This is a genomic window from Bradyrhizobium sp. LB14.3 (genome assembly GCF_040547985.1).
Classification (GTDB): Bacteria; Pseudomonadota; Alphaproteobacteria; order Rhizobiales; family Xanthobacteraceae; genus Bradyrhizobium.
The window spans coordinates 1-26,999 of record NZ_JBEPQT010000046.1; the positions used below are offsets into that span (position 1 = coordinate 1).

26 protein-coding genes are annotated in these 26,999 nt (G+C 64.1%); 9 read left to right on the top strand and 17 right to left on the bottom strand.

Annotation, left to right across the window (positions count from 1 at the left end):
- Nucleotides 1–274: 274 nt before the first annotated feature.
- Nucleotides 275–784, bottom strand: a complete 510-nt coding sequence (locus tag ABIB00_RS36760) for a septal ring lytic transglycosylase RlpA family protein (RefSeq protein WP_247444067.1) — start codon at nucleotides 782–784, stop codon at nucleotides 275–277.
- 636 nt (nucleotides 785–1,420) lie between these two features.
- On the opposite strand from ABIB00_RS36760, the gene ABIB00_RS36765 reads away from it, so the two are divergent.
- The 6 genes from ABIB00_RS36765 (at nucleotide 1,421) to ABIB00_RS36790 (ending at nucleotide 8,250) form a co-directional block, all read left to right on the top strand.
- Nucleotides 1,421–1,981, top strand: a complete 561-nt coding sequence (locus ABIB00_RS36765) for a F0F1 ATP synthase subunit delta (protein WP_247339434.1) — start codon at nucleotides 1,421–1,423, stop codon at nucleotides 1,979–1,981.
- Nucleotides 1,981–3,510 carry a F0F1 ATP synthase subunit alpha gene (atpA, locus tag ABIB00_RS36770; RefSeq protein WP_247339437.1) on the top strand — a complete coding sequence of 510 codons (1,530 nt, stop codon included), beginning with the start codon at nucleotides 1,981–1,983 and terminating at the stop codon, nucleotides 3,508–3,510. Before ABIB00_RS36765 ends, atpA begins: the two co-directional genes overlap by 1 nt.
- A 154-nt stretch (nucleotides 3,511–3,664) precedes the next feature.
- Nucleotides 3,665–4,540: a F0F1 ATP synthase subunit gamma gene (locus ABIB00_RS36775; protein ID WP_354049751.1), complete on the top strand. Its 876-nt coding sequence runs from the start codon at nucleotides 3,665–3,667 to the stop codon at nucleotides 4,538–4,540.
- 54 nt (nucleotides 4,541–4,594) lie between these two features.
- Nucleotides 4,595–6,037, top strand: a complete 1,443-nt coding sequence (gene atpD, locus ABIB00_RS36780; RefSeq protein ID WP_247339443.1) for a F0F1 ATP synthase subunit beta — start codon at nucleotides 4,595–4,597, stop codon at nucleotides 6,035–6,037.
- Between the two features lie 86 nt (nucleotides 6,038–6,123).
- Nucleotides 6,124–6,531: a F0F1 ATP synthase subunit epsilon gene (locus tag ABIB00_RS36785; protein ID WP_247339445.1), complete on the top strand. Its 408-nt coding sequence runs from the start codon at nucleotides 6,124–6,126 to the stop codon at nucleotides 6,529–6,531.
- A 150-nt stretch (nucleotides 6,532–6,681) separates the two neighbouring features.
- Nucleotides 6,682–8,250, top strand: a complete 1,569-nt coding sequence (locus ABIB00_RS36790; RefSeq protein ID WP_354107738.1) for an adenylate/guanylate cyclase domain-containing protein — start codon at nucleotides 6,682–6,684, stop codon at nucleotides 8,248–8,250.
- A 253-nt stretch (nucleotides 8,251–8,503) separates the two neighbouring features.
- Here ABIB00_RS36790 and ABIB00_RS36795 read toward each other — a convergent pair whose 3' ends face one another.
- The 10 genes from ABIB00_RS36795 to proB all read right to left on the bottom strand — a co-directional run bounded on the left by ABIB00_RS36795 (nucleotide 8,504) and on the right by proB (nucleotide 18,174).
- On the bottom strand, nucleotides 8,504–9,004 hold the full coding sequence (locus ABIB00_RS36795; RefSeq protein ID WP_247339446.1) for an RNA pyrophosphohydrolase: 501 nt from the start codon (nucleotides 9,002–9,004) through the stop codon (nucleotides 8,504–8,506).
- A gap of 63 nt (nucleotides 9,005–9,067) precedes the next feature.
- Nucleotides 9,068–9,571, bottom strand: a complete 504-nt coding sequence (locus ABIB00_RS36800; protein WP_247339447.1) for an RNA pyrophosphohydrolase — start codon at nucleotides 9,569–9,571, stop codon at nucleotides 9,068–9,070.
- Nucleotides 9,572–9,647: 76 nt separating this feature from the next.
- The gene (locus ABIB00_RS36805) at nucleotides 9,648–10,877 is read right to left on the bottom strand and encodes a divergent polysaccharide deacetylase family protein (RefSeq protein ID WP_354107739.1); all 1,230 of its coding nucleotides are present in this window, start codon (nucleotides 10,875–10,877) and stop codon (nucleotides 9,648–9,650) included.
- Nucleotides 10,878–11,021: 144 nt separating this feature from the next.
- Entirely contained in the window at nucleotides 11,022–12,380 is a 1,359-nt protein-coding gene (locus tag ABIB00_RS36810; protein ID WP_247339450.1) for a S41 family peptidase, read from the bottom strand.
- A complete protein-coding gene (locus ABIB00_RS36815; RefSeq protein ID WP_354107740.1) occupies nucleotides 12,377–13,708 on the bottom strand; it encodes a murein hydrolase activator EnvC family protein in 1,332 nt (443 codons plus the stop codon). The genes ABIB00_RS36810 and ABIB00_RS36815 overlap by 4 nt, the downstream gene beginning before the upstream one ends.
- Nucleotides 13,709–13,741: 33 nt before the next feature.
- Nucleotides 13,742–14,224, bottom strand: coding sequence for a 23S rRNA (pseudouridine(1915)-N(3))-methyltransferase RlmH (gene rlmH / locus ABIB00_RS36820; RefSeq protein ID WP_354107741.1), 483 nt, complete (start codon nucleotides 14,222–14,224; stop codon nucleotides 13,742–13,744).
- A 94-nt stretch (nucleotides 14,225–14,318) separates the two neighbouring features.
- Nucleotides 14,319–14,675, bottom strand: coding sequence for a ribosome silencing factor (gene rsfS / locus ABIB00_RS36825; protein WP_247339456.1), 357 nt, complete (start codon nucleotides 14,673–14,675; stop codon nucleotides 14,319–14,321).
- A 224-nt stretch (nucleotides 14,676–14,899) separates the two neighbouring features.
- Entirely contained in the window at nucleotides 14,900–15,544 is a 645-nt protein-coding gene (locus ABIB00_RS36830) for a nicotinate-nucleotide adenylyltransferase (protein WP_354107742.1), read from the bottom strand.
- A 20-nt stretch (nucleotides 15,545–15,564) separates the two neighbouring features.
- The gene (locus ABIB00_RS36835) at nucleotides 15,565–16,860 is read right to left on the bottom strand and encodes a glutamate-5-semialdehyde dehydrogenase (protein WP_354107743.1); all 1,296 of its coding nucleotides are present in this window, start codon (nucleotides 16,858–16,860) and stop codon (nucleotides 15,565–15,567) included.
- 192 nt (nucleotides 16,861–17,052) lie between these two features.
- Nucleotides 17,053–18,174, bottom strand: a complete 1,122-nt coding sequence (proB, locus tag ABIB00_RS36840; RefSeq protein WP_247339465.1) for a glutamate 5-kinase — start codon at nucleotides 18,172–18,174, stop codon at nucleotides 17,053–17,055.
- Between the two features lie 194 nt (nucleotides 18,175–18,368).
- Here proB and ABIB00_RS36845 point away from each other — a divergent pair, with 194 nt between their 5' ends.
- Nucleotides 18,369–19,334 carry a Bug family tripartite tricarboxylate transporter substrate binding protein gene (locus ABIB00_RS36845; RefSeq protein ID WP_354107744.1) on the top strand — a complete coding sequence of 322 codons (966 nt, stop codon included), beginning with the start codon at nucleotides 18,369–18,371 and terminating at the stop codon, nucleotides 19,332–19,334.
- A gap of 133 nt (nucleotides 19,335–19,467) precedes the next feature.
- Here the strand turns inward: ABIB00_RS36845 and ABIB00_RS36850 are convergent, their stop codons facing one another.
- From ABIB00_RS36850 to ABIB00_RS36860, 3 genes are all read right to left on the bottom strand, one after another.
- Complete coding sequence (locus tag ABIB00_RS36850) at nucleotides 19,468–21,102, bottom strand: alkaline phosphatase family protein (protein WP_354107745.1); 1,635 nt, start codon at nucleotides 21,100–21,102, stop codon at nucleotides 19,468–19,470.
- Between the two features lie 98 nt (nucleotides 21,103–21,200).
- Nucleotides 21,201–22,241, bottom strand: a complete 1,041-nt coding sequence (obgE, locus tag ABIB00_RS36855; protein WP_354107746.1) for a GTPase ObgE — start codon at nucleotides 22,239–22,241, stop codon at nucleotides 21,201–21,203.
- Nucleotides 22,242–22,355: 114 nt separating this feature from the next.
- On the bottom strand, nucleotides 22,356–22,835 hold the full coding sequence (locus ABIB00_RS36860; protein ID WP_354107747.1) for a MaoC family dehydratase: 480 nt from the start codon (nucleotides 22,833–22,835) through the stop codon (nucleotides 22,356–22,358).
- A gap of 144 nt (nucleotides 22,836–22,979) precedes the next feature.
- Here ABIB00_RS36860 and ABIB00_RS36865 point away from each other — a divergent pair, with 144 nt between their 5' ends.
- Complete coding sequence (locus tag ABIB00_RS36865; protein ID WP_354107748.1) at nucleotides 22,980–23,894, top strand: DMT family transporter; 915 nt, start codon at nucleotides 22,980–22,982, stop codon at nucleotides 23,892–23,894.
- 4 nt (nucleotides 23,895–23,898) lie between these two features.
- On the opposite strand, the gene ABIB00_RS36870 is transcribed toward ABIB00_RS36865, so the two are convergent.
- From ABIB00_RS36870 to rplU, 3 genes are all read right to left on the bottom strand, one after another.
- On the bottom strand, nucleotides 23,899–24,492 hold the full coding sequence (locus ABIB00_RS36870) for a GNAT family N-acetyltransferase (RefSeq protein WP_354107749.1): 594 nt from the start codon (nucleotides 24,490–24,492) through the stop codon (nucleotides 23,899–23,901).
- Between the two features lie 157 nt (nucleotides 24,493–24,649).
- Entirely contained in the window at nucleotides 24,650–24,919 is a 270-nt protein-coding gene (gene rpmA / locus ABIB00_RS36875) for a 50S ribosomal protein L27 (protein ID WP_007598923.1), read from the bottom strand.
- Between the two features lie 97 nt (nucleotides 24,920–25,016).
- Nucleotides 25,017–25,412 carry a 50S ribosomal protein L21 gene (gene rplU / locus ABIB00_RS36880; RefSeq protein WP_247444051.1) on the bottom strand — a complete coding sequence of 132 codons (396 nt, stop codon included), beginning with the start codon at nucleotides 25,410–25,412 and terminating at the stop codon, nucleotides 25,017–25,019.
- Nucleotides 25,413–25,759: 347 nt separating this feature from the next.
- Between rplU and ABIB00_RS36885 the strand changes: the two genes are divergently transcribed.
- Entirely contained in the window at nucleotides 25,760–26,908 is a 1,149-nt protein-coding gene (locus tag ABIB00_RS36885) for an ROK family protein (protein WP_354107750.1), read from the top strand.
- The last annotated feature ends 91 nt before the right edge of the window (nucleotides 26,909–26,999 follow it).

Here is a 26,999-nt window from a genome sequence, read left to right on the forward strand (position 1 = left end):
ACCCAGCGGTCGGGACGAAAAGCTGGCAGCAATCAAACAAAAAGCGGAACATCCGCCTTGACACACCAAATCCCCATGTGAGCAATCCAGAATCCCTCCACGGAGGCAGTCTGGATTGCTTCGTCGCTGCGCTCCTCGCAATGACAAAAGGGATAAAACAAGCCCGCCGTCCCCCAAGACGGCGGGCTTGTTTCACCCGCGCTGATCCCGCTGCTCACACGTCCATGCGGACGATGACGGGAACTGCACTTGTGCGGTGAGGCGCTGTCGCGCCCTAGGAGACGACTTCCGCGGTGACGCGGCCGACGCCGGCACCGGTGAGGCCGATGGCCCGGGCAGCGCCCGTGGAGAGATCAAGGACACGGCCGCGAATGAACGGACCACGGTCGTTGATGGTGACGATGACGCTCGAGCCGCCGTGGGTGACGCGCAGCTTGGTGCCGAACGGCAGCGAACGGTGCGCCGCGGTCATGGCGTTCTGGTTGAAGCGCTGGCCCGAGGCGGTCTTGCTGCCGGACTCGTTGCCGTAGAACGAAGCCATGCCGGAGAAGGAACGTCCGGTGCCCTGCGATGGCGTCATCGACGCATTGGCGTTACGCCAATCGGTGGTCGCGTTGGCATCGTTCTGGGCGTGATGGCGGTGATGATGGTGAGAATACCGATGGTGATGCCGGGATTTGGCGGAAGCTTCGGTGGCGGTTCCACCGACGAGGAGTGTTGCGGCAACAAAAGCGATCGCCGTACGCGGCCGGGTCATAGAGCCCAGCGTCTTCAAAGTCAGCATTTAATGGTCCCTAAGCTAGTATTGCCGCATATGTGGCAAGTGGAGCCCTCGTAAGTTTGCGAGCGGGATCGCGTTTCGATTCCTAATGAGGCGTGAATTGGGCAGTAATTCCGTTCTGTGTCCTTATGAAACATCTTGTTACTCTCGACCGGTATTCAGCTGATGTTCCGTAATATTTCGTTTTAACGGTCTGTTAACCTCATAATTACTTGCAAGTACTGCAAACTGAAGTCATCGCTTTCGGCGTTTAGAATTGGGTAAGTATTCGGCGAGTGAAGCCGGCGGCCGGGAATCACGCCTCAGCGATCCGTGTTCATGGCCGCTATGCGCTGAGGGCAGGAACCAACGGGCGGGCATCGGCGCCGAGCGCGCGACAATTCCGTCAGGTGGCAGGTCGTCGTTGCGTCGTCTTGGACTGCGACGGACTGGCGAAAGAACGTCGTGCCTTTAATTTGGCGTCATGTTGCACGTGCGCGCCTGCTATGTTAGCAAAGCCGCGATTTTAACGAGCCCGGCACGTACCGTGCGGGGTCGAAAATCGAAGTCCCGCTTGAATTCCAAGGGCTTGGATCGCTTGGCGCCGCTTTGTGGCGACGGTTTTTCCCTTGCGAGTTTGACAGCAAAAAGAGCGCGTCTGTGGCTGCAGAAGATACGTCCGTTTCCGGTGTGTCGGGTCGTTATGCAACGGCCTTGTTTGAACTGGCCCGCGACCAGAAAGTGGTCGACGAGGTCAAAGCCGATCTCGACAAATTCGAGGGCTTGCTGAACGAAAGCGCCGATCTGACGCGCCTCGTCCGCAGCCCGGTGTTTGCGGCCGAAACGCAGTCCAGGGCCCTCTCGGCCGTGCTGGACAAGGCCGGCATCGCCGGCATCTCCGCCAATTTCCTCAAGGTTCTGACCGCCAACCGCCGCCTGTTCGCGGTGGCTGACGTCATCCGCGCCTACCGCGCCCTCGTCGCCAGGTTCAAGGGCGAGGTAACGGCCGACGTCACCGTGGCGGAAGCGCTCTCGAACAAGAATCTCGACGCCCTCAAGGTTGCCCTGAAGTCGGTGACCGGCAAGGACGTCGCGCTCAACGTGAAAGTCGACCCCTCGATCATCGGTGGCCTCGTGGTCAAGCTTGGCAGCCGTATGATCGATAGTTCGCTTCGCACCAAACTCAATTCGATCAAGCACGCGATGAAAGAGGCAGGCTGATGGACATCCGCGCCGCGGAAATTTCCGCGATCCTCAAGGACCAGATCAAGAATTTCGGCCAGGAAGCTGAAGTCTCCGAAGTCGGACAGGTGCTGTCCGTCGGTGACGGTATCGCTCGCGTCTTCGGTCTGGACAACGTCCAGGCCGGTGAAATGGTCGAGTTCGAGAACGGCACCCGCGGCATGGCGCTGAACCTCGAAACCGACAACGTCGGTATCGTTATTTTCGGCGCCGACCGTGAGATCAAGGAAGGCCAGACCGTCAAGCGCACCCGCGCCATCGTGGACGCGCCGGTCGGCAAGGGCCTGCTCGGCCGCGTCGTCGACGCGCTCGGCAACCCGATCGACGGCAAGGGCCCGATCCAGGCCGACAAGCGCATGCGCGTCGACGTCAAGGCGCCCGGCATCATTCCGCGCAAGTCGGTGAACGAGCCGATGGCGACCGGCCTCAAGGCGATCGACGCCCTGATCCCGATCGGCCGCGGCCAGCGCGAGCTGATCATCGGCGACCGTCAGACCGGCAAGACCGCGATCGCGCTCGACACCATCCTCAACCAGAAGCCGCTCAACGCGCAGCCGGACGAGAACATCAAGCTATATTGCGTCTATGTCGCGATCGGCCAGAAGCGTTCGACCGTTGCCCAGTTCGTGAAGGTGCTGGAAGAGCAGGGCGCGCTCGAATACTCGATCATCGTCGCCGCCACCGCTTCCGATCCGGCGCCGATGCAGTACATCGCGCCGTTCACCGGCTGCACCATGGGCGAGTACTTCCGCGACAACGGCATGCACGCCGTCATCATCTATGACGATCTGTCCAAGCAGGCCGTCGCCTACCGCCAGATGTCGCTGCTGCTGCGCCGCCCGCCGGGCCGCGAAGCCTATCCTGGTGACGTGTTCTATCTGCACTCCCGCCTGCTCGAGCGCGCGGCGAAGCTGAACAAGGACCAGGGCTCCGGCTCGCTGACGGCGCTGCCGGTCATCGAAACCCAGGCCAACGACGTGTCGGCCTACATTCCGACCAACGTCATCTCGATCACCGACGGCCAGATCTTCCTGGAAACCGACCTGTTCTTCCAGGGCATCCGTCCTGCCGTGAACGTCGGTCTGTCGGTGTCGCGCGTCGGCTCCTCGGCGCAGACCAAGGCCACCAAGAAGGTCGCCGGCAAGATCAAGGGTGAGCTCGCGCAGTACCGCGAAATGGCGGCGTTCGCGCAGTTCGGCTCCGACCTCGACGCCTCGACCCAGCGCCTGCTCAACCGCGGTTCGCGCCTGACCGAACTCCTGAAGCAGCCGCAGTTCGCGCCGCTGAAGATGGAAGAGCAGGTCTGCGTGATCTGGGCCGGCACCAACGGCTATCTCGATCCGCTCCCGGTCAACAAGGTGCGCGCGTTCGAGGACGGCCTGTTGTCGTTGCTGCGCGGCAAGAACGTCGAGATCCTCAATGCGATCCGCGACAGCCGCGATCTCTCCGACGACAGTGCTGCCAAGCTGAAGTCGGTGGTCGAAGGCTTCGCCAAGAGCTTTGCATAAGATAGCCGTCGCATGGCCGGGCTTCTTGTCCCGGCCGTCCGTGCCTCATCGCATGGCGACGAAGACGTGGATGCCCGGGACTAGCCCGGGCATGACGACAGGGACAGGCTAACGGTCTGATCGCAAGAGATCGGACCGTCGGGGTGAACGAAGAATGGCCTCACTTAAAGACATGCGGGTTCGCATCGCCTCGACCAAGGCGACGCAGAAGATCACCAAGGCCATGCAGATGGTCGCCGCGTCCAGATTGCGCCGCGCCCAGCAAGCGGCCGAGGCGGCACGGCCCTATGCCGACAAGATGAGCGCGGTGATCTCCAACATCGCCAGCGCCGCTGCGGGCTCGCCCGGCGCGCCGACGCTGCTGGCCGGCACCGGCAAGGATCAGATTCACCTGCTGCTGGTCTGCACCGGCGAGCGCGGCCTGTCCGGCGCTTTCAACTCCTCGATCGTGCGCCTCGCGCGCGAGCGCGCACAGGCGCTGATTGCGCAGGGCAAGGAAGTCAAATTCTTCTGCGTCGGCCGCAAGGGTTATGAGCAGCTCCGCCGCCTGTTCGACAAGCAGATCGTCGAGCACCTCGATTTGCGCAGCGTTCGCCAGCTTGGCTTCGTCAACGCCGAGGACATCGCGAAGAAGGTTCTGGCGCGTTTCGACGCCGGCGAGTTCGACGTCTGCACGCTGTTCTACTCGCAGTTCAAGTCGGTGATTGCGCAAATCCCGACCGCGCAGCAGATCATTCCGCTGACTGTGGAAGCAAAGGCGGCGAACGCGCCGTCGACGTCCTACGACTACGAGCCGGAGGAGGACGAACTTCTCTCCGGCCTGTTGCCGCGCAATATCGCCGTGCAGATCTTCCGCGCGCTCTTGGAAAACAACGCTTCGTTCTACGGCGCGCAGATGAGCTCGATGGACAATGCCACCCGCAATGCCGGCGAAATGATCCGCAAGCAAACCCAGATCTATAACCGAACCCGTCAAGCCCAGATCACCAAGGAGCTGATCGAGATCATCTCCGGCGCCGAGGCGGTCTGACGCACGAACCAAACGACGGTCGTTCAAGTAAAGAATTTCGAAGGAGAGCTAATCATGGCCACAGCAGCTAACCAGGTCGGTCGCGTCACCCAGGTCATGGGCGCCGTCGTCGACGTTCAGTTCGAGGGCCACCTGCCGGCCATTCTCAATTCGCTGGAAACCAGGAACGGCAGCATCCGCCTCGTGTTGGAAGTCGCGCAGCATCTCGGTGAGTCCACCGTGCGCACGATCGCGATGGACGTGACCGAAGGTCTGGTGCGCGGCCAGGAAGTGACCGACACCGGCCAACCGATCGAGGTTCCGGTGGGCGCCGGCACGCTCGGCCGCATCATGAACGTCATCGGCGAGCCGATCGACGAAGCGGGCCCGATCCCGTCCGAAGGCAAGCGCGCCATCCACCAGGAAGCGCCGACCTACACCGACCAGGCCACCGAGGCCGAGATTCTCGTCACCGGCATCAAGGTCGTCGACTTGCTCGCGCCTTACGCCAAGGGCGGCAAGATCGGCCTGTTCGGCGGCGCGGGCGTCGGTAAGACCGTGCTCATTCAGGAGCTGATCAACAACGTCGCCAAAGCGCACGGCGGCAATTCGGTGTTCGCCGGCGTCGGCGAGCGCACCCGCGAAGGCAACGACCTCTATCACGAGTTCATCGAATCCAAGGTCAACGCCGACCCGCACAATCCCGACCCGAGCGTGAAGTCGAAATGCGCGCTGGTGTTCGGCCAGATGAACGAGCCGCCCGGTGCCCGCATGCGCGTCGCGCTGTCCGGCCTGACAGTCGCCGAGCACTTCCGCGACCAGGGCCAGGACGTGCTGTTCTTCATCGACAATATCTTCCGCTTCACTCAGGCGGGCTCGGAAGTGTCGGCGTTGCTCGGCCGTATTCCCAGCGCCGTGGGCTATCAGCCGACGTTGGCAACCGACATGGGCGCGCTGCAGGAGCGCATCACCACCACAAACAAGGGCTCGATCACCTCGGTGCAGGCGATCTACGTGCCGGCTGACGACTTGACCGACCCGGCGCCGGCGACGTCGTTCGCACATTTGGACGCCACCACGGTGCTGAACCGTGCGATCTCGGAAAAGGGCATCTATCCGGCGGTCGATCCGCTCGACTCGACCTCGCGCATGCTGCAGGCGAATATCGTCGGCGAAGAGCACTATACGACCGCGCGCATGGTCCAGCAGGTGCTGCAGCGCTACAAGTCGCTCCAGGACATCATCGCCATCCTCGGCATGGACGAGCTTTCGGAAGAGGACAAGCTGACGGTGGCCCGCGCCCGCAAGATCGAGCGCTTCCTGTCGCAGCCGTTCCACGTCGCCGAAATCTTCACCGGCGCGCCCGGCAAGTTCGTCGACCTCGCGGACACCATCAAGGGCTTCCGCGGTCTCTGCGAAGGCAAGTATGACCACCTCCCGGAGGCCGCCTTCTACATGGTCGGCACCATCGAAGAGGCGCTCGAGAAGGGCAAGAAGCTGGCGGCCGAGGCGGCCTAAGCTGCGAACGGCGAGTAGGGAGTAGCGAATGGTCTCGCTGCTCCCGCTCCATTCGCTATTCGCTACTCACCATTCGCAGGTTTCCCATGGCCACCTTCCACTTCGATCTCGTCTCGCCGGAAAAGCTCGCATTCTCGGGCGAGGTCGACCAGGTCGACATCCCCGGCGTCGAGGGTGATTTCGGCGTGCTGGCGGGACATGCGCCGGTCGTGGCTGCGATCCGGCCCGGCATTCTCACCATCACCACCGGCGGCAAGCACGAGAAGATCATCGTGCTCGGCGGTCTCGCCGAAGTCTCCGAAAAGGGCCTCACCGTGCTCGCCGACGTCGCGACGTCGCTGGCCGAGCTCGACCGTGCTCAGTTCGCCGCGACCGTCTCGGAGATGGAAGAAGGGTTGAAGGAGCACGAAGGCAGCGAGCTCGATCAGGCCATCGCGCGGCTCGACCACTTCAAGAGCATCCAGCAGCAGCTCAACAGCACGGCTATGCACTAAGCCCCGGCGCATCGCACCGGGGCTCAAGCTACAAATTCCTGAATAAGTTCAGCGCTCGTCACGGAAGTGGCGGGCGCTGAAACTTTGTTGCACCGCGCCGCCGATAGCGGCATTCTGCGCTGGCGAATTTTGTTTCGGGGCGGGCAGCAGATGAAACGCAAGATCGCAGCGATTTTCGCGGCCGATATTGCCGGTTACTCAAGGCTGGTCGCGGAAGACGAGGAGGAGACGCTGCGGCGTATGGCCTCCTATCGTGAGGTCGTCGACGATTTCATCGCGAAGGCCGGCGGACGCATCTTCAACACCGCAGGCGACGCCGTGCTCGCGGAATTTCCAAGCGCAGTTGATGCGGTGCGCTGCGCGATCGACATCCAGGAATCGCTGCGAACCCGCAACATGGCCTATCCGCCGAGCCGGCAGATGTCGTTCCGCATCGGCATCACCATCGGCGACGTGGTCGAGCGCGACGGCGATCTGCTCGGTGACGGCGTCAATATCGCCGCCCGGCTTGAAGGCCTCGCCGAGGTCGGTGGCATCTGCGTCTCCCGCGCCGTACACGAGCAGGTCGCCAACAAGCTGTCAGTGCAATTCGCCGATATCGGCGCGCAGGAGGTCAAAAACATCCCGACGCCCGTGCACGCCTACATGGTGGCGATGCGGCGCGTGGACGGCAGTTACGCAACGCCGCAGATCAAGAAGGTGGCGAAAGTAGCACCCGCGCTGAACTGGATGTGGCCGCTGGTGGTCGGTGTCGTCTCCGTCGTCGCGATTGCTGTCGGCGGCTTTCTCTATTTCACCAAGCTCGAGACCACAAAGGCGCCGGCGATCGCAGCGATCGCGCCAGGCCCAGCATCAGGCCCGATGCCCATGCCGGCACCATCCGCCTCGCCGATGGTCGGCAAGTTTCCTGCCGACAGCGTGCCCTTCATCGGCGAGCGTATCCGCGGCTACCTCGGTGGCGAATATTCCGTCGCCGGCGACTACAAGGCCTTTGCGCTGAACGTCGGCGGTATCACCGGCTCCGCGCTCAATCAGCCAAACGAGGAAGCCGCGCGCAACGCTGCGCTCGATCAGTGTCAGAAGCGGGCGGATGCCGCGCAGTCGCCGCGGCCCTGCGAGCTCTATGCGGTCGGCAACAATGTCGTCTACACGCACGGCAAGCCGCCGATGCCGCCGCAGCCCTTTATCCGGCACGATCCAATGACCGAGCGCGCCTTCGTCCCAAAGGACTTTCCGATGGTGCGCGATCCCGCAAAAGTCCGGCTCGAGAACATGTTCGTCCCCGCGGCGAAATCCCGCTCGGTCGCGCTCGGCCCGGGCGGTCAATATTTCATGGTGATGGGCGCATCATCCGCCGACGACGCTGCGCGGCGCTCCCTGGAATCGTGCGGCGCGATCGCCGGCGTCGCCTGCATGGTCGTTGCGGTCGACGAGAATTTCGTCGTGCCGATCCCGACCCTGCTGAGGATCACCGGCTTCTTCCATGCGGCGTCCAATGCCTCGATCGCCACAGATGCGCGCGACGAGGTCGTGCGCAAGCTCGCCGATGGCATGGGCTGGAACGCAGTCGCGGTCGGCACCGCGGGCCGGCCGGGCCTCGGCCTGAAGGCCGCGGACGAGCAGACCGCCGTCAATTCCGCGCTCGCCGACTGCGCCAGGCGCGACAGCGATTGCCACGTCATCGCGATCGGCCCGTTTACGGTGGGACCGGTGAATTAGGCGTGTGCTGATTAGGCCCGATCGTTAACGCTTGCGAGATGCGCTCCCTCCCTCGCGGGGGGAGGGCTGGGGAGAGGGTGCATCTGCAAAGACACAGTCCCTAAACGGAGAAAGCCCTCACCCGGCACTTCGCGCCGACCTCTCCCGCAAGCGGGAGAGGCTGAGCGAACCCGTGGCTGGTGGTGCGGTCACCCATGCCCGTCCTAAACGCTGGAATGCGCTCTGCAACGACACCGGCTTGTTCTCGCGTTTTTTAGTTTGCGAAGGGCGCAAACTGTTGGGCCACCGCGCGGTAGACCTCGCGGCGGAACGGGACCACGACATCGGGGACACGGTCGAGCCGCTCCCAGCGCCAGGCGTCGAACTCCGCGGGCTGGTCGTTGCGCGGTGTCAACGGATCGATCTCGTCATCCTTGCCGGTGAAGCGCAGGGCGAACCATTTTTGGCGCTGCCCGCGGAATTTCGCCAGCCGATGCGTCTGCGGTCCATCGTAAGGCGGGAATTCGTAAGTCAGCCAGTCGGTCTCGCCGAGATAGGTTGCGCTCTTGACGCTGGTCTCTTCCCAGAGCTCGCGCAGGGCCGCATCGCGCAGGTCCTCGCCTTCGTCGACGCCGCCTTGCGGCATCTGCCAATCGAGGCCCGGCAGGACGATCTCGGGTCCGTCGCCCTTGAAGCGATGCCCGATCAGCACCCGGCCGTCGGCATTGAACAGCGCGATACCCACGTTCGGGCGATAAGGCTTTTGATCGGTCACGTGCGGATCTCTCGTCGTCATTCCAGGCGATGCATTAGCATCAACCTGGAATGGCGACTTGAACTAATCCTCCGCCAGCGCGGAAAATTCCTTCACTACGCGCTCATAGACCGGGCGCTTGAATGGGACGATCAGCCCGGTCAGGTTCTTCATCGGCTCCCAGCGCCAGTTCACGAACTCGGCCTTGTGACCGCCGCCGGGCTTTTCGACGTTGATCTCGCTGTCCTTGCCGGTGAAGCGGACCGCGAACCATTTCTGGCGCTGGCCGCGATAGCGACCCTTCCAGGCGCGGCCCGCAACAGTGCGCGGAATGTCGTAAGTGAGCCAGTCCGGAACCTCGCCGAGCCGCTCGACCGAGCGCACGCTGGTCTCCTCGTAGAGCTCGCGCCTGGCGGCGTCCCAATTGTCCTCGCCGGGATCGACGCCACCCTGCGGCATCTGCCAGACATGGGTGTCGTCGACATGCTCGATGCCGCCGGCGCGGCGGCCGATGAACACCAGGCCTTGCTTGTTGATCAGCATCACGCCGACGCAGGTCCGGTAGGGCAGATCCTCGTAACGCGCCATTCCGCCAGGCCTCTCGCATGCTGTCGGTAAGGCTTGATCCGGCCCCGCAGGACCCGCGCCGTACCAATCCGTTGATTTAGCTGGATTTTGATTTCAGCATCGCGGTTGTCAATGGCACCAAAAGGATACCTCGGTCGCTCAATGTCTTGGTCCAGGCGCCGATGCGCTCGATCGAGACCGGGAGGGCGGAGGCGGTGCCCACGGCCGCGCCGCGCTCGCGCGCCGCCGCTTCGAGCTTGTTCAGGGCGCGGTCGATCTCGGCCGGGGTCGGCACGACGTCGATCGCGATGTCACCCCTGCCGAACGGCATCGCCTGGCTTGCCGCGGCCTGGGGCGCGATGCTGCGGGGCGAGGAACCGTCGTCGAAGAAGCCGAGGCCACGTTTGGCCGCCTCGCGGATGATCGGCTGCATCGCCGGCTCTGTGGCGATGAAGCGGGCGCCCATGAAATTGGTGAGGCCGGCATAGCCCTGCATCCGGCTCAGATGCCAGTACAGGCGGTCCATGTTCTGGTCGGCACTCAGCGAGGTCAGCAGCGTCTGCGGTCCCGGATCGTTGTCGGGGAAGTCGTAGGGCTCCATCGGGATCTGGAGGAAGATCTCGTGGCGCTGGGCCCGGGCCCGCTCGGCGAGTTTTCCTGGATCGGAACCATAAGGCGTGAAGGCCAGCGTCACCGCCGCCGGCAGCCTCATGATGGCATCGGTGGTCTTGGCTGCGCCGACGCCGAGGCCGCCAATCAGGATCGCAACCACGGGCATCTTGGCGGCCTTGGCGCGGTCGGCATCCGCCGCATAGACGTTGAACGGTTTCAGATCCCCGGCAACCACGGGGATCATGCCGTAGCGTGATTTCTCAAGGAGTTTTGGGTCGATCCCGGTCATGACGGGCGGCGGTGCGGAGGCCGCTCCGCCCTTGTCGGCGGGATCGCTGCCGCCGATCACCACGTCCTGGCGCGTGCCGGTGGAACCGTCGATCATGGTGACGGTCTTCTGCTCGCCCGCCTGCTTCGGCGCTTCCGTGGTCTCGTGCTTGCTTTCCTGTTTGCTTTCCTGGCCGTGGCCGGAAGCGGCCGGCTTCTCGTCGCTGGCCTTGTCCGTGGCTTGGGGCTCGCGGATCGCGAGCCGCGTCATCGGCTCGCCACCGAGCGGATCCTTGTTGAAGATCGCGAAGCCGGCAAAAGCGACCAGGAATAGGCCGAGCAGGATCGCAAGCGCCTGCATGGCCGTGAACGGCAGCCGCCGCCGGTGTTTGCGGCGCGGCTTATCCTGTCCGAGCGGGGCGCTCAGATCATCGGCCGTTTCAGTCATGCGCGATCCCGAATCACTCACCCATGACGATACCACGGCGGGGTCAAGCGGCGGCAGGCCGGGATAGGCCGGGGGTGTCTGGCGTTCCAAGCAAAAAGGGCGGCTCCGTGAGCCGCCCTTTCCGTCAGATCGCGATGCGCCGACCTAGTTTGCCGCTTTGGGCTTGTCGGTCGTGGTCTTGTTGTCGCCGCCCGGCGTGGGCGCCGCGGAGGCGCTGTTCTTGATGCCATGAAGCAAATCGTCGGCGAGCTTGAGCGCCTTGTCATCCTTGGCGTCCGGCGGCACGTAGGACTGCGACCCGGTCTTCTCGTCGCCGTCGTTCTTGAGATGGCCGCGCAGCGAAGCCTCGCCCTTGGTGTCGGTGCGCGACTTCAGCTCGTCCGGCACGTCCTGCAGCACTTCGATGTCGGGCACGATGCCCTTGGCCTGGATCGACTTGCCCGACGGCGTGTAGTAGCGCGCCGTGGTCAGACGCAGCGCGCCGTTGCCCGAGCCGAGCGGAATGATGGTCTGCACCGAGCCCTTGCCGAACGAGCGCGTGCCGACGATGGTCGCGCGCTTGTGGTCCTGCAGCGCGCCGGCGACGATCTCCGACGCCGAGGCCGAGCCGCCATTGACCAGCACGATGACCGGCTTGCCCTTGGTGAGGTCGCCCGCATGCGCGGTACGGCGCTGGGTCTCATCGGCGTTGCGACCGCGGGTTGAGACGATTTCGCCCTTCTCCAGGAAGGAGTCGGAGACGGTGACCGCTTCCTCGAGCAGGCCGCCCGGATTGTTGCGGAGGTCGATGACGTAGCCCTTCAGCTTGTCGCCGATCTGATTCGAGAGGTTGGCGACCTCGCGCTTCAGGCCTTCGGTGGTCTGCTCGTTGAAGGTGGTGATGCGGATATAGGCGATGTCGTCGGCCTCGATGCGGGCGCGCACCGAGCGGACGCGGATGTTGTCGCGCACCAGCGTGACGTCGATCGGATTGTCCTGGCCCTTGCGGATGATCTTGAGCTTGATCTTGGTGTTGACCGGGCCGCGCATCTTCTCGACCGCCTGGTTCAGGGTCAGGCCCTGCACCGCTTCGTCGTCGAGACTGGTGATGATGTCGTTGGCCATGACGCCGGCGCGCGAGGCAGGCGTGTCGTCGATCGGCGAGACCACCTTGATCAGGCCGTCTTCCATCGTGACTTCGATGCCGAGGCCGCCGAACTCACCGCGGGTCTGCACCTGCATGTCGCGGAAGCTCTTGGCGTCCATGTAGCTCGAATGCGGATCGAGCCCGGTGAGCATGCCGCTGATGGCTGATTCGATCAGCTTGGTGTCGTCGGGCTTCTCGACATAGTCCGAGCGCACGCGCTCGAAGACGTCGCCGAAAAGGTTGAGCTGGCGATAGGTGTCCGCGGTGGCGGCCCGTGCGCTGGAGCCCATGAAGACCGCGCGCGGCTGGGTCACGAACAGCGTCAGCGCCGCACCGGTGGCCGCGCTGAGGAGGATAACTGAAGTCTTGCGCATCATCCGCGAACCTTCTCGCCTTCATTTGCGGCCCACCATGGGCCTGGATCGATTGGAGTGCCGTCTTTGCGGAACTCGACATACAGCACAGGTTGACTCGCGTTCGTGGCGAGAATGGAGGCGACTTGAGAGGTCGACCCCATGGACGCGACAGGCTCCCCCGTGAGGACAAACTGTCCGATGTTTACCGAAATGCGCTCCATCCCGGCGATCAGGACATGATACCCGCCCCCGGCATTGAGGATCAAGAGTTGTCCATAGCTGCGGAACGGGCCGGCATAGACCACCCAGCCGTCACACGGCGTCGTGACCTGGGAGCCGGGCTTACTTGCCAGCGAAATGCCCTTTTGAACCCCGCCGAGCCCGTCGGAACCGCCAAAATCCCTGATCTTGTTACCGTTAACCGGAAGAGGCAGGAGGCCTTTGGCGGCGGCGAAGGCCATCGCGGGGGTGGTCCGGGACCGGTCCTTGAAAGCGCCGGGGCCGGGTTTGGCGTTGGCGGCGGCCTTTGCCTCGGCCTGCTTTGCGGCCTCAGCTGCCTTCTCGGCTGCCTTGGCGGCGCTTTGCAGCTCCTGCTCCATCTTGGCGATCAGCCCCTGGAGATCGCCGACCTGCCTTGAGAGCGTGATGGCGCGCGAGTTCTCGGCGTCCAGGTCCTTTTCACGCGACGCCTGCTGGCGCTGCCGCTCGTCAACCAAGGCGGTGAGCCGGGTCTGGTCGTTGCGGACCTTGTCGCGGTCGGAGGCGAGCTGGTCGCGCTCGGTCGCGATGGTCTTGCGCAAGGACACGAGCTCGCCGAGCTCGCCCGCGATCTTCTCGGCGCGGCCGCGCAATTCCGGCACGACGGCGCCGAGCAGCATCGCCGTGCGCAGCGATTGCAGCGCGTCCTCGGGCCGCACCAGCAGCGCCGGCGGCGACCGCCTTCCGGCGCGCTGCAAGGCCGCCAGCACCTCGACGATGTCGGCGCGGCGCGAATCGAGCGAGCTGCGCATCGCCTGCTCGCGGCCGTTCAGCGAACGCAGCCGCGCTTCGGCTTCGTCGATCTTGGTCTCGACGGTGCGCACATTGGCGGCGGTGTCGATCAATTGCTGATTGAGCTGGGTGCGGTCCTGGCCGAGCGAGGTGATCTCGGTCTTGAGCTTGGCCTGCGCTTCCTCCGCGTTCTTCTTGCTTGCGCGGGCGGCCTCGAGCTCCTGCTCGCGCTGCTTGATCGCATCGGGCGAGATGGCCGCAGCCTGCGGCGCAATTGTTTGACCTTGCGTCTGAGCTTGCGCGAGGCTTGCGCCAGTCACGCCGGCGATCAGCAGCAGGTTGAGAATCGGCGCTCGCATCGCTTTAGGCAAAGGTGCTCGTTGTAGCGCGCATCATGCGCGGTGATAGGGGTGGCCGGCCAGAATGGTGGCGGCCCGATAAAGCTGTTCCAGAAGCATGACGCGGACCATTTGATGCGGCCAGGTCGCAGAGCCGAACGCGATCGCGAGCTTAGCCTTACGGCGCAATTCGGGCGAAAGTCCGTCCGCCCCTCCGATCATGAAGATAGTATGACCGGCCCCCTCGTCGCGCCAGCGGCCGAGACGCCGTGCGAATACGGTGGAATCCAGATTCTGGCCGCGCTCGTCCAGCGCCACCAGGATCGATTTCTCGGGAATATGCGCGGAGATCGCCGCGGCCTCTTCGGCCATCCGCGTCGCCGTGTCGCGTGCGCGGCTTTCGGGCAATTCGTGGATGGCGAGCTCGCGGAATCCGAGCTTTCGGCCGACCTCGTCGAACCGTTCGAAATAGCGGTCGGCAAGCTCCCGTTCGGGACCCTGCTTCAGCCGGCCCACCGCAATGACAGCAACACGCATGATAGCTTCAAGGTCGCGTTTTCAAGACCGCGCGCAAATTGCGCGCGCACGACGCTAGCATGCGCGTCAGCCGATTCGAAATCGGCCAGAGCCTCTAGATCGCCTTCGCCGCCCCTGGGCCCTGCGTGTACAATCTCTCGAGATTGTAGAACTCGCGGACCTCGGGTCTGAACACGTGAACGATCACATCGCCGGAATCGATCAGCACCCAGTCGCAATTGGGCAAGCCCTCGACGTGGATGTTCTTGATGCCGTTTTCCTTGAGGCCTTTGGCGACGTTCTCCGCGATCGCGCCGACGTGCCGGTTGGCCCGGCCGGTGGTGACGATCATGTAGTCGGAGTAGGCCGATTTGCCGCGAAGGTCGATGGTGACCGTCTCTTCCGCCTTCATGTCGTCGAGGCGGGAGAGGATCAGGCTCAGCGTCTTGTCGGCGTCGGGTTGCGCCTTCAAGGCTGCAGCTTTGGTCGATGTTTTACGCGCCGGCTTGGCAACCTTGGGTAAAACAGACTTCGTCGAAGCTGACTTGGACAATACAGATGTGGCCAGGGACCATTCCTTTCACTGTATCGCGAACGCCGAATCCGACGCTCACTGGTTACACTACATCATGTGGGGTTAAGGGTTTCAATATGCCAGAGAGCCCGAAGTTGACAACAACCTCCGCAGAGTCTGACTCACTTCGTACCTTTCCAGCTTCCGTCCGGGTTCCGTAAGCCGGTCGAAGAGAGATTCAGCTTCATTCCGGTCAGGAAGACCCACGCCGGCGCAGCCCGGTCCGCAAGCAATGCTGCCTCATTCTCGGGCACGCGGTAGCGCTTGAGCGCCTGGGCGGCGGGAGAGGCGAGCGCGCGAAAACTCTGCGGTGGGCGATCGATGACCGCAATCGGCACCTGGCCGGCGATGCGCTGCCAGTGCTGCCAACGATGGAATTGAGCGAGGTTGTCGGCGCCCATGATCCAGACAAAGCGCAGGCCGGAGAGGCGGCGGCGCAAGGCGTTGATGGTGTCGATAGTATAGCGCGTGCGAATGACGGATTCGAGACAGCTCACCTCGATCCTGGGGTCGTCGGCAATTTCGCGCGCCGCCTGCATGCGCCGGCCGAGCTCATGCAGCGTGCCGTTCTCCTTCAAGGGATTGCCCGGCGTCACCAACCACCAGACGCGATCGAGCTGAAGGCGTTTCAGCGCGAACTGGCTGATCGCGCGATGGGCCTGGTGCGGCGGATTGAACGAGCCGCCGAGCAGCCCGATGCGCATGCCCGAAGTGTGGGTTGGTATGGCCTGCGCGAAGGAACGTGGCGCGACGAAATTGTTGCTCAATGCCCCGCGCCCCGCGTCGTTTACGGCCGCGTCTGCCCGGTGCCGTGGATGCGATACTTGAAGCTCGTCAGCTGCTCGGCCCCAACCGGGCCGCGGGCATGGAATCTGCCGGTGGCGATGCCGATCTCGGCGCCGAAGCCGAACTCGCCGCCGTCGGCGAACTGCGTCGAGGCGTTGTGCAGCACGATCGCGGAATCGACCTCGCTCAGGAATTTCTTCGCAGCGGTCTCGTCCGCACTCACGATCGCATCGGTATGGTGCGAGCCGTGGTTCTGGATATGCGCGATCGCGCCGTCGACGCCGTCCACCACCTTCGCCGCGATGATCGCGTCGAGATATTCAGTGTCCCAATCCTCTGCGCTCGCAGCCTTGACGCGCGCATCGGTCTTCTGCACGGCGTCGTCGCCGCGTACTTCGCAGCCGGCCTCGATCAGCATCTCGACCAGCGGCTTCAGCTTTGTGCCAGCAGCAGCGCGATCGACCAGCAGCGTCTCGGCCGCGCCGCAGACGCCGGTGCGGCGCATCTTGGCGTTGAGCACGATCGACTTCGCCATGGCGAGGTCGGCGCTGGCATCGATATAGACGTGGTTGACGCCTTCGAGATGCGCGAACACCGGCACGCGGGCTTCCTGCTCGACGCGCGCGACGAGGCTCTTGCCTCCGCGCGGCACGATCACGTCGACGGCGCCGTTCAATCCCGACAGCATCATGCCGACCGCCGTGCGGTCGCGCGTCGGCACCAATGTGATTGCGGCCTCGGGGAGGCCGGCTTCACGCAGGCCCTGCACCAGGCATTCATGGATGGCGCGGCAGGAGCGAAAACTGTCGGAGCCGCCGCGCAGGATCACGGCATTGCCGGACTTCAGGCACAGCACGCCGGCGTCCGCCGCAACGTTCGGCCGGCTCTCAAAAATCACCCCGACGACGCCGAGCGGCACGCGCACGCGCTCGATGGTCATGCCGTTCGGCCGTTGCCAGCTCTCGGTGACGATGCCGACCGGATCGGCAATGCCGCGCACGATGCCGATCCCCTCGGCCATGCCCTCGACCCGCGCCGGCGTCAGCGTCAGGCGGTCGATGAAGGAGGAGGTGGCATTGCCGGAGGCGCGGGCATCAGTGACGTCCTCGGCATTGGCGGCGAGGATCGCGGCAGAGTTCGCGCGGATCGCCCGCTCCATGGCTTCGAGCGCCCGGTTCTTCTGCTCCGGCGGCGCCAGCGCCAGCACGCGCGCGGCAGCGCGGGCACGGGTACCGAGATCGGTCATCAGCGCCTGAAGATCGGCATTACCGTCGACGGCTTTGAGGGGGGCGGCCATAGCTCGTTCAACCTTCTGCTAAGGCGGTGTCCTAGCACGGAAATCCCGCTTTTGCGAAGCGTCGGGAAGGTATGGCAGGGCTTCACGTGCCGGACGATAGCTCGGTCAATGGCCTAGCTCCGGCGTCATGGCCGGGCTTGCCGGCCATCCACGCCTCGGCCGGCGCCTGCAAGAACGTGGATGCCTGCCGGTCTACCCGCCCATCACCAGATCGTCGCGGTGGATCATCTCTGACCGCCCGCTGATGCCGAGGATCGCCATCACGTCCGGGGAAGAGCGGCCCTTGATCCGCTCGGCGTCGTCGGCGTCGTAGGCGATCAGGCCGCGGCCGACCTCGCTGGTGTCGGGGCCCCGGACGATCACGGCGTCGCCGCGGGCGAACTGGCCCTCGACCTTGATCACGCCGGCCGGCAGCAGGCTGGCGCCGGCACGTAGCGCGGCGACTGCGCCGGCGTCGATGGTCAGCGTGCCCTTCGGCTCCAGCGAGCCCGCGATCCAGCGTTTTCGCGAGGTGATGGGATTGGCGGGCGTCAGGAACCAGGTGCAGCGGCTGCCATCGGCGATTGCCTGCAAGGGATGCTCGATCTTGCCGGAGGCGATCAGCATATGCGTGCCGCCGGTGGTGGCGATCTTCGCCGCCTCGACCTTGGTGCGCATGCCACCGCGGGAGAGTTCGGACTCGGCGTCGCCGGCGACAGCCTCGATCTCCGACGAGATGCTGTCGACGACGGGAATGAGCTTGGCGTTCGGATTGTTCTTCGGCGGGGCATCGTAGAGCCCGTCGATATCGGACAGCAGCACCAGCAGGTCCGCGCTCGCCATCGTGGCGACGCGCGCGGCGAGGCGGTCGTTGTCGCCGTAGCGGATCTCGTTGGTGGCGACCGTGTCGTTCTCGTTGATCACGGGGATCGCGCGCCACTCGAGGAGCTTGCCGATGGTAGAGCGCGCGTTGAGATAGCGGCGTCGCTCCTCGGTGTCCTGCAGCGTCACCAGGATCTGGCCGGCGCCGATGCCATGGGCACCGAGCACCTCCGACCAGATCCGCGCCAGCGCGATCTGGCCGACGGCGGCCGCGGCCTGGCTCTCCTCCAGCTTCAGCGGGCCGCGCGGCAGTTTGAGCCGGCTGCGGCCGAGCGCGATCGAGCCTGAGGAGACCACGAGCACGTCACGGCCCTCACCGTGCAGCTTGGCCATGTCGTCGGCGAGCGCGGCGAGCCAGGACGCCCGCACCTCGCCCCTGTCGGAATCGACCAGCAGCGCGGAGCCGACCTTGACGACGATGCGGCGGAATTGACTGAGTTCGGGGCTGGCCATGAGTGTATGTGTTGGCGCGTGTGACGGATTGCTCTGCATCGGACACGGCGGAGCGGAGCGCGGCGCCGGTAAGGCCTGCTTTTGCAGCAGGACGATGGCCGGCGCAAGGCGGCAGGCCCGGTAAACAGCGCTTGTCCGGGACGCCTGTCTGGCTCTAATTGTCGCCAACGATAATGGGCTCAAAGAGGAAACCAATGGATCGCCGCAACTTCATCGCCGGATGCCTGGGGTTGCCGCTGCTGGCGCAAGCGGGCGGGTCGCAAGCGCAGGCCGGGCTGACGAAAATGATCTTCCCGTTCGCGGCGGGAGCGGGCGGCGACACGCTGTGCCGGCTGATCGCACAGGAGATGGCGCCGGCGCTGCAGCGGACCATCGTGGTCGAGAACCGCACCGGCGGTGACGGCCTGATCGGCATCAAGGCGGTGAAGGGGGCCAGCCCCGACGGCAGCATGGTGCTGGTGACGACCGGCCCCACGATGTACCTGCTGCCGATGGTGGAGGCGACGCCGAGCTTCGATACTGCAAAGGATTTCGTCCCGGTATCGCTGCTGGCCCGGTTCGAATTCGCCGTCGTGATCGGCCCGGGGATCGATGCCGCCGACTTCAAGGCATTTGTCGCCTGGCTGAAGGCGCATCCGGACAAGACGTCGTTCGGCGTGCCGAGCAACGGCACCATTCCGCATTTCATGGGCTCCAAGCTCGAGAAAGACCTCGGCATTCCCATGACGCGGGTGCCCTATCGGGGCAGCGCGCCCATCCTCAACGACATCATCGGCGGCCACATCTCGTTCGGCATCACCACGTTGGCCGACGCGCTGCCGCAGCATCGCGCCAAGGGCGTGAAGATCATCGCGGTCGCGAGTGCGGAACGCTCGCCGTTCGCGCCCGCCGTCCCGACGCTGAAGGAGAGCGGCATCGATCTCGTCGCGGACGCCTGGTACGGCATGTGGCTTCCCGCCGGCAGCTCGCCGGAATTCGCGAGCAAGCTCGGCGCGGCCGCAAGCACCGCGCTCGCCAAGCCCGAGGTGAAGGAGAAGCTGACAGCGATCGGGCTCATTCCGGTCGGCAGCACTGCGGAGGATCTGACGAAGGAGCTCGCCGCGAACACCGCCTTCTGGCAACCGATCGTGAAGGCGACGGGCTACAAGATCGAGAATTGAGAAGCGTAGCGCGATTTCTCCCCTCATCCTGAGGAGCGCGCTCTTTGCGCGCGTCTCGAAGGATGCAGGCCGAGGTGCGAGAGCCGGGCCTGCATGGTTCGAGACGGCGCTTCGCGCCTCCTCACCATGAGGATTACAACTTCGCGCGCTGTTCGATGCCGTCCTTGATCGACGCGAGTTCTTTCTCGTCCCAGATGCCGATCAGGACGCCGCCCTTCACCTGAAGCTGGTTGTCGGCATAGTTCGCGATCTTCTCGCGGGGTGTGGTGATGTGGTCGTTGGGATGCAGCGCCCAGTCGAACAATTCCGCCTGTAATCGCGCGATGATGCCGGCGCACTCCGGGTCGTCGCCGCGATCCAGAAACTCTTCCGGATCGGTTTCGAGGTCATACAGCATCGGGCGGAAGCCGGAGGCATGGATGTATTTCCAGCGGCCGTCGAACACCATGAACAGGCGGCAGCGCTCGATCGGCTGGTTCAATTTCAGCCGGACGTCCTGCATGGAATAGTCGTATTCGGAGAACGCGACCTTGCGCCAATCCGGCGGCGTCGGCCCGCGCAGCAGCGGCAGCAGCGAGCGTCCTTCGAGGATGTGGCCCGGCACCTTGCCGCCGAAATAATCGACGAAGGTGGGCGCGAGATCGATGGCTTCGACCAGCGCGTCGCTGCGCTTGCCGCGCGTGGCGTCGGCTTCCTTCGAGGGATCGATGATGATCAGCGGAATCTTGGCCGACTGCTCGTGGAACAGATCCTTCTCGCCCATCCAGTGATCGCCGAGATAATCGCCATGATCGGAGGTGAACACGATCATGGTGGATTCCACGAGATCGCGCTCCTCCAGAAACTTCATCAGCACGCCCATCTGGTCGTCGATCTGGGTGATCAGGCCCATATAGGTCGGGATCACCTTCTCGCGGGCCTCGTCGCGCGCCATGTTGCGGGAGTAGCGCATGTCCATATAGGCGCCGAACACCGGATGCGGATTCTGGCGCTCGCGCTCGGAGCGGATCACCGGGATCATGTCATCCGGCGAATACATGCTGGCGTAAGGTTCGGGCGCGATGTAGGGCCAGTGCGGCTTGATGTAGGACAGATGCAGGCACCACGGCTTGCCGTCGGTTTCGGCCTCGCTGATGAAGTCCATCGCGCGGCGCGTCATGTAGGGCGTCTCGGAATGTTCGTCCGGCACGCGCGCGGCCTTGTCGGCATGCACGAGCAGCCAGCCGTTTTGCAAGGAGCCGTCTTCCGCCGCACCTGAATTGGCCCAATGCTCCCAGGGATTGGTCGCTTCAAAACCCTGCTGGCGCAGATATTCGTCGTATCTCGGACGCGGACGGCCGGTCGGATGCAGGCCGTCGTCACGCTCATAAGGCTCGAACCCGCATTCGGCGACGTGCACGCCGATCACCGATTCCGGCGGGATGCCGAGCGCCTTCATGCCTTCGAGATCGGGCGCCATGTGGGTCTTGCCGACCAGCACGTTGCGCACGCCGAGCTTCTTGAGGTGATCGCCGAGGGTGGGCTCGCCGACGCGCAACGGCCAGCCGTTCCAGTGCGAGCCGTGCGAGCGCATGTAGCGCCCGGTGTAGAACGACATCCGCGAGGGGCCGCAGATGGGCGACTGCACATAGGCCTTGCTGAACAGCACGCCGCGCTTCGCCATGGCGTCGATGTTCGGCGTCTTCAGCGTGGGATGGCCGGTGCAGCCGAGATAGTCATAGCGAAGCTGGTCGCACATGATCCAGAGAACGTTCTTCGCGCGCGCCATGCGTCATCCCCGCCGTGTCTTGATTGTTCGATGCTGCGCTATCGCGCCAGCGAAGACAAGCAAGGCGGGATTATGCCGAGCAGATCAGACCGACCAGATCAAACTGACCACGGCTCGGCTTCGGCCGCGCTCTTCGCCTTGGCGGAGACCGGGCTCTCGCCGATCACTTCCGCCAGCGCGCGCAACGCTTCCTTGACGCCATCGCCGGTGACGGCGGAGAGCAGCAGCGGCGTCTTCTTGGCGGCGCGCTTCAGCCGGTCCTTCTGCTTCTTCAACTCGTCCGGCTCGACCGCGTCGATCTTGTTCAGCGCCACGATCTCGATCTTGTCGGTGAGCTGCCCGGCATAGGCGTCCAGCTCCGTTCGCACCGTCTTGTAGGCCTTGCCGGCATGCTCGCAAGTCGCATCGACGAGATGCAGCAGCACGCGGCAGCGCTCGACATGGGCGAGAAAGCGGTCGCCGAGACCCACACCTTCATGCGCGCCTTCGATCAGACCGGGGATATCCGCCAGCACGAATTCGCGGCCGTCGGCATTCACGACGCCGAGCTGCGGATGCAGCGTGGTGAAGGGATAGTCGGCGATCTTCGGCTTGGCCGCGCTGACCTTGGCGAGGAAGGTCGATTTGCCGGCATTGGGCAGGCCGACGAGGCCGGCATCCGCGATCAGCTTCAGCCGCAGCCAGATCCAGCGCTCTTCGCCGGGCTGGCCGGGATTGGCATTGCGCGGCGCGCGGTTGGTCGAGGTCTTGAAATGCGCGTTGCCGAAGCCGCCGTTGCCGCCCTCGGCCAGCACGAATTTTTCGCCGACATTGGTGAAATCGTGGATCATGGTCTCGCGATCCTCATCGAAGATCTGCGTGCCCATGGGAACCTTCAGCACGATCGCCTTGCCGTTGGCGCCATGGCGGTCCGAGCCTGCGCCGTTCTCGCCCTTCTGGGCCTTGAAGTGCTGCTGGTAGCGATAGTCGATCAGCGTGTTCAGGCCGTCGGCGACCTCGATGATGACATTGCCGCCGCGGCCGCCATTGCCGCCGGAGGGACCGCCGAATTCAATGAATTTTTCGCGGCGGAACGCCACGCAGCCGTTTCCGCCGTCACCGGAGCGGATATAGACCTTTGCTTCGTCGAGGAATTTCATCGGCCATAGGTAGGCCAGCCGGTCCCGCGCGGCAACCCGGATGGACCCGCAAATCGGCCGAAATTCGGCGATTTATGGGCCTTGCTTAACCGCAAGACCAGGTCCAGGACGGCGTCAGAGCGGCCGCCGCCGGATCAGGAATTTCTGCGTGCCCTCCAGCACCAGCTCCTTGCGCTGGTTGAACACGGTGCTTTTGAGCGTCACCGTGCCGGTCGAGCGTCCCGGCACCAGCTCGACGACCTCGAGCGCGGGATAGATGGTGTCGTCGGCTAACACCGGTTTGAGGAATCGGCTCGACTGCTCGAGGAAGCCGACCAGGGATTCCTCGACCATGAACGGAAACAGGCCCGCGCCGGGTGCGGTGTGGATCAAGGTCTGGAAACCGTGGGCCAGCAAATGCGGCATGCCGCGGCTGCGGCAATACTCCACATCATAGTGCACCGGATGGGTGTCGCCGCTCGCGGTCTGGAACGCCGCGAACACCGCATTGGTCTGCGTGCGGCTCGGCAGCACGAAACGCTCGCCGACCACGAAATCCTCAAACCAGCGTTGCGCGGGGATCATGCGATGCCGGGCCGGGTCGAAGTCGGTCATGTCTTTGCTCTCTTCTTGGCTCTCTTCTTGGCTCTTTCGTTCGTGGGTCGCCTATCGCTACCGCGACGCGGAGAGTGCGACAATCCGTTCAATTCGTCCAACGCAGGCTTGTCCGCTGCGTCCACGTCATTACAACGGCGCTCGATGCCCCTGTTCAAAAATCTCTCCGCCTATGACGAGCGCTCGGCGCGCCTCGCCGGCATTGCACTCATGGTGCTGTCGATCTTCATGTTCTCGTTCGGCGATGCCATGGGCAAGTTCCTGGTCGGGACTTATTCGGTGGGGCAGCTGCTGTTTCTGCGCGCCTGCGCGGCGCTGCTGCTGCTGTCGCCGCTGGTCTGGCGGCAGCGTCACCAATTCCGGCATCTGGAGCGGCCGGGTCTCCAGCTCTTCCGCGTGGTGCTGTCGACGCTGGAAGTGGCGGCCTTCTTCCTCGCGACGGTCTATCTGCCGCTCGCCGACGTCATCACCTATTATCTGGCCGGCCCCATCTTCGTCACCGCGATGTCGGCGATCTTTCTCGGCGAGAAGGTCGGCTGGCGGCGCTGGACGGCGATCCTGATCGGCTTCTGCGGCGTGCTGATCGCGCTGCGGCCGTCCGCACAGACGATCAGCCTGCCGGCGCTGATCGCGCTTGGCGGCAGTCTGTCTTTCGCAACGCTGATGCTGATCACCCGCAGCCTGCGCAAGACGCCCGACATCGTGATGGCGTCGTCGCAATTCGTCGGCACGTTTTTGCTGGGCGCGGTGCTGTCGGCGTTCCACTGGGTGCCGCCGACATCAGGCAGCCTCGTGATCTTCGCGCTGGCGGGATGCGTCTCGGTCACCGCGCTGTTCTGCGTCAACCGTTCGCTCAAGCTGGCGCCGGCCAGCGTCGTGGTGCCCTATCAATATTCGATGATCGTCTGGGCGGTGATCTTCGGCTTCGTCGTGTTCGGCGACGTTCCCGAGGTCGCCACCATCGTCGGCGCCGCGATCATCATCGGCGCCGGGTTCTATATCTACCTGCGTGAGCGCGATCTCGGCCGCGCCGGCGGAGAGCTGAATCCGCCGGCGTAGTGCCTTATCTCACGCGCCTTGCACTGCTCCAGCTCTTCAGCGACGCCCACACACTGCGCGAGAGACGGAAGCAGTCGACGGGCGTGGACGAGCCCAGCGCCAGGAAGCGATGCAGCTGGACGCCGCTCCATTGGAAGCCGCACTTCTCCAGCACCTTGCGCGACGCCGGGTTGGTGACGCGCGCACCCGCATAAAGATGGTCGTCCTCGAACTCCTCGAAGAAGAAATCGATCGCGCCGCGTGCGGCCTCGGTGGCAAAGCCCCGGCCCCAATGCTCGACGCCGAGCCAATAGCCGAGCTCGGCATTGTCGGGCGTGGAGCGGTCGATGCCGACCATGCCGACCGGACCGGAGTCCTGCTCGATCAGGAACACGGTCTCGCTGCCGAGCGCGGCGGTGGCGCGGACGAATTCGACGGCGTCGTCCTGCGAATAGGGATGGGGGAGACGGCGGGTGTTCTCGGCGACGCGGCGGTCGTTGGCCAGGAGCGCGATGGTCCTGACGTCGGCGAGGGTCGGCCGCCGCAAGGTCAGCCGCTCGGTGGCGACGACGCTTGGTCTCGCCTCCCGCAAGGTCGTGCTCGAAAAATCCTGCAACATGTCCGGCTCCGTCGAAGTCACTAAGTGAAAAGTGAGCAAGTCAAACGAAAGGGGAGGCCGGTTTCCCGCCTCCCCCTGGAGCCTTCGATCTCTTTTGATCTCAAGGACTCCGCCGGTTCGGTCTGGGACCCGGCGGACTCCAAATTTGATCCACCGTCTATTCAGCCGCCTCTGCGAGCGGGAGCACCGAGATGAAGGTGCGACCGTTGGCTTTGGCCTGGAATGTTACGCGACCCTCGACCTTGGCGAACAAAGTGTGGTCGGTGCCCATGCCGACATTAAGGCCGGGATGCCAGGTGGTGCCGCGCTGACGCGCAATGATGTTGCCGGGAATCACAACTTCCCCGCCGAACGCCTTGATACCGAGGCGCTTGCCTTTGGAATCGCGACCGTTGCGCGATGAACCGCCTGCTTTTTTGTGAGCCATGGCTCGTCTCCGAAATCTTACGTATTTCTAGATCAATTCCTTGACGGAATCATTTCACAATTTCTCACGCATCACTTCGTGATTGCGCGTGATCAAATTATGCGGCGTCGGCTTCTTCGGTCGTGGTCTCTGGCTTGACGACCTTTTCCCGCTTCGGACGCGGACCCTTGGTGGGCTTGGCGCCGTCCGTCAGGATCTCGCTGATGCGCAGCACCGTGATCTCGTCGCGATAGCCGCGCTTGCGGCGCGAGTTCTTGCGGCGGCGCTTCTTGAACGCGATGACCTTGGGGCCACGCTTGTGGTCGAGCACCTCGACCGCAACGGACGCACCTGCGACCGTCGGCAGACCCAGGAGCGGCGTGTCGCCGCCGACCAGCAGAACTTCGTTCAACTGCACAATCGAGCCGACTTCGCCTTCGATCTTGCCTACTTCCAGGACATCATCCGGAACGACGCGGTACTGCCGGCCGCCGGTTTTGATGACTGCGAACATCGTTGTTTTCCTTCGTGTTCATTCCCGGCCTCGCGACATGGTGTCGGGGCCGGCTTTTTGTCAGTCGCGGGTTTATGCGAATATGGGTTTCTGCGAGTTTTGTGCGGGCGGGAGTTATCCCTTTGAAAACCCACGCAAAAACAAGCGGCGCGAGAAACGCCCCGCGCCGGTTGCGGGATTTATAGCCGCTCGCTCCCGGGAGTCAAGGAAAAGCAGGCGAAAACGGCCCGGATTTGAAGGATTTGGGCCGAATCCGAGCCCGCAGGCGAATTTCGGCCCGCGCCGCAACCAACGGGTTCCGCGGCCGTTGTCCCCGCGAATTAGGTCACACGGGCAAGGGGCTTACCATGGCAACGGACGAGCTGGTCAAGACGACGGGCATCGCCACCCACGGCGCGGCGCGGCTGCCGTCGGTGGACGTCGACAGTTTGAACATCGAGATGAAGGACGAGGACGGCTTTCTCGGCGACCGCGCCAGCAAGGGCGCGTTCCGCGAGATCCTCGATCGCTGGCGCAAGCCGCTGCGCAAGACCGGCGAGGACCCGTTCGGCAAGGAGCCGTCGGAGGAGGTCAGCAAGAAGACCCTGGATGCCATCCTGGTCGGTGACGATGTCGAGGCCTCCGCGGTCGTGCACAGCGCGATCGAGGACTTCGCGCAGGAGCTCGCTTACGTCACGCGCCGCTTCCTGAAGTCCAAGGCCTGGGCCAAGACCGAGCGCATCGTGGTCGGTGGCGGTTTCCGCGATTCCCGGCTCGGCGAGCTCGCGATCGCCCGCGCCGAGATCATCCTCAAATCCGAGGACTTCAAGATCGACATGATGCCGATCCGCCATCACCCCGATGAAGCCGGCCTGATCGGCGCGCTGCATCTGGCGCCGTCATGGATCTTCGAAGCCTATGACAGCATCCTCGCCGTCGATATCGGCGGCACCAACATCCGCTGCGGCTTGGTCGAGACCGGCTGGAAAAAGGCAAAAGACCTGTCGAAGGCCAAGGTCGTGAAGTCCGAGCTGTGGCGTCATGCCGACGACGAGCCGACGCGCGAAGGCGCAGTGAAGCGGCTCACCAAGATGCTGAAGGGGCTGATCACGGAGGCCGAGGCGGAAGGCTTCAAGCTGGCACCCTTTATCGGCATCGCCTGTCCCGGCGTGATCGACGAGGACGGCTCGATCGAGAAAGGCGCGCAGAACCTGCCGGGCAATTGGGAGAGCAGCAAGTTCAACCTGCCGGCGAGCCTGATCGAGGGCATTCCTGAGATCGGCGAGCACGACACCGCGATCCTGATGCACAATGACGGCGTGGTTCAGGGACTCTCGGAAGTGCCGTTCATGCAGGACGTCGATCGCTGGGGCGTGCTCACCATCGGCACCGGGCTCGGCAATGCCCGCTTCACCAATCGCCGCAAGGACAGCGGCAACGGAAAAGATAGCGGAAAAGACCGGGATTCCACGGACAACGGCAAGAAAAAGAGCAAGAACGGCAACAAGGCCGACTAGGGTCTGTTGGGATTCAGGATTCTCATCGGGGCTTGGTTGTGATTCAAGCTTGGGATGGACCGATTCGTTTTGACTGACGCCCAATGGGCGA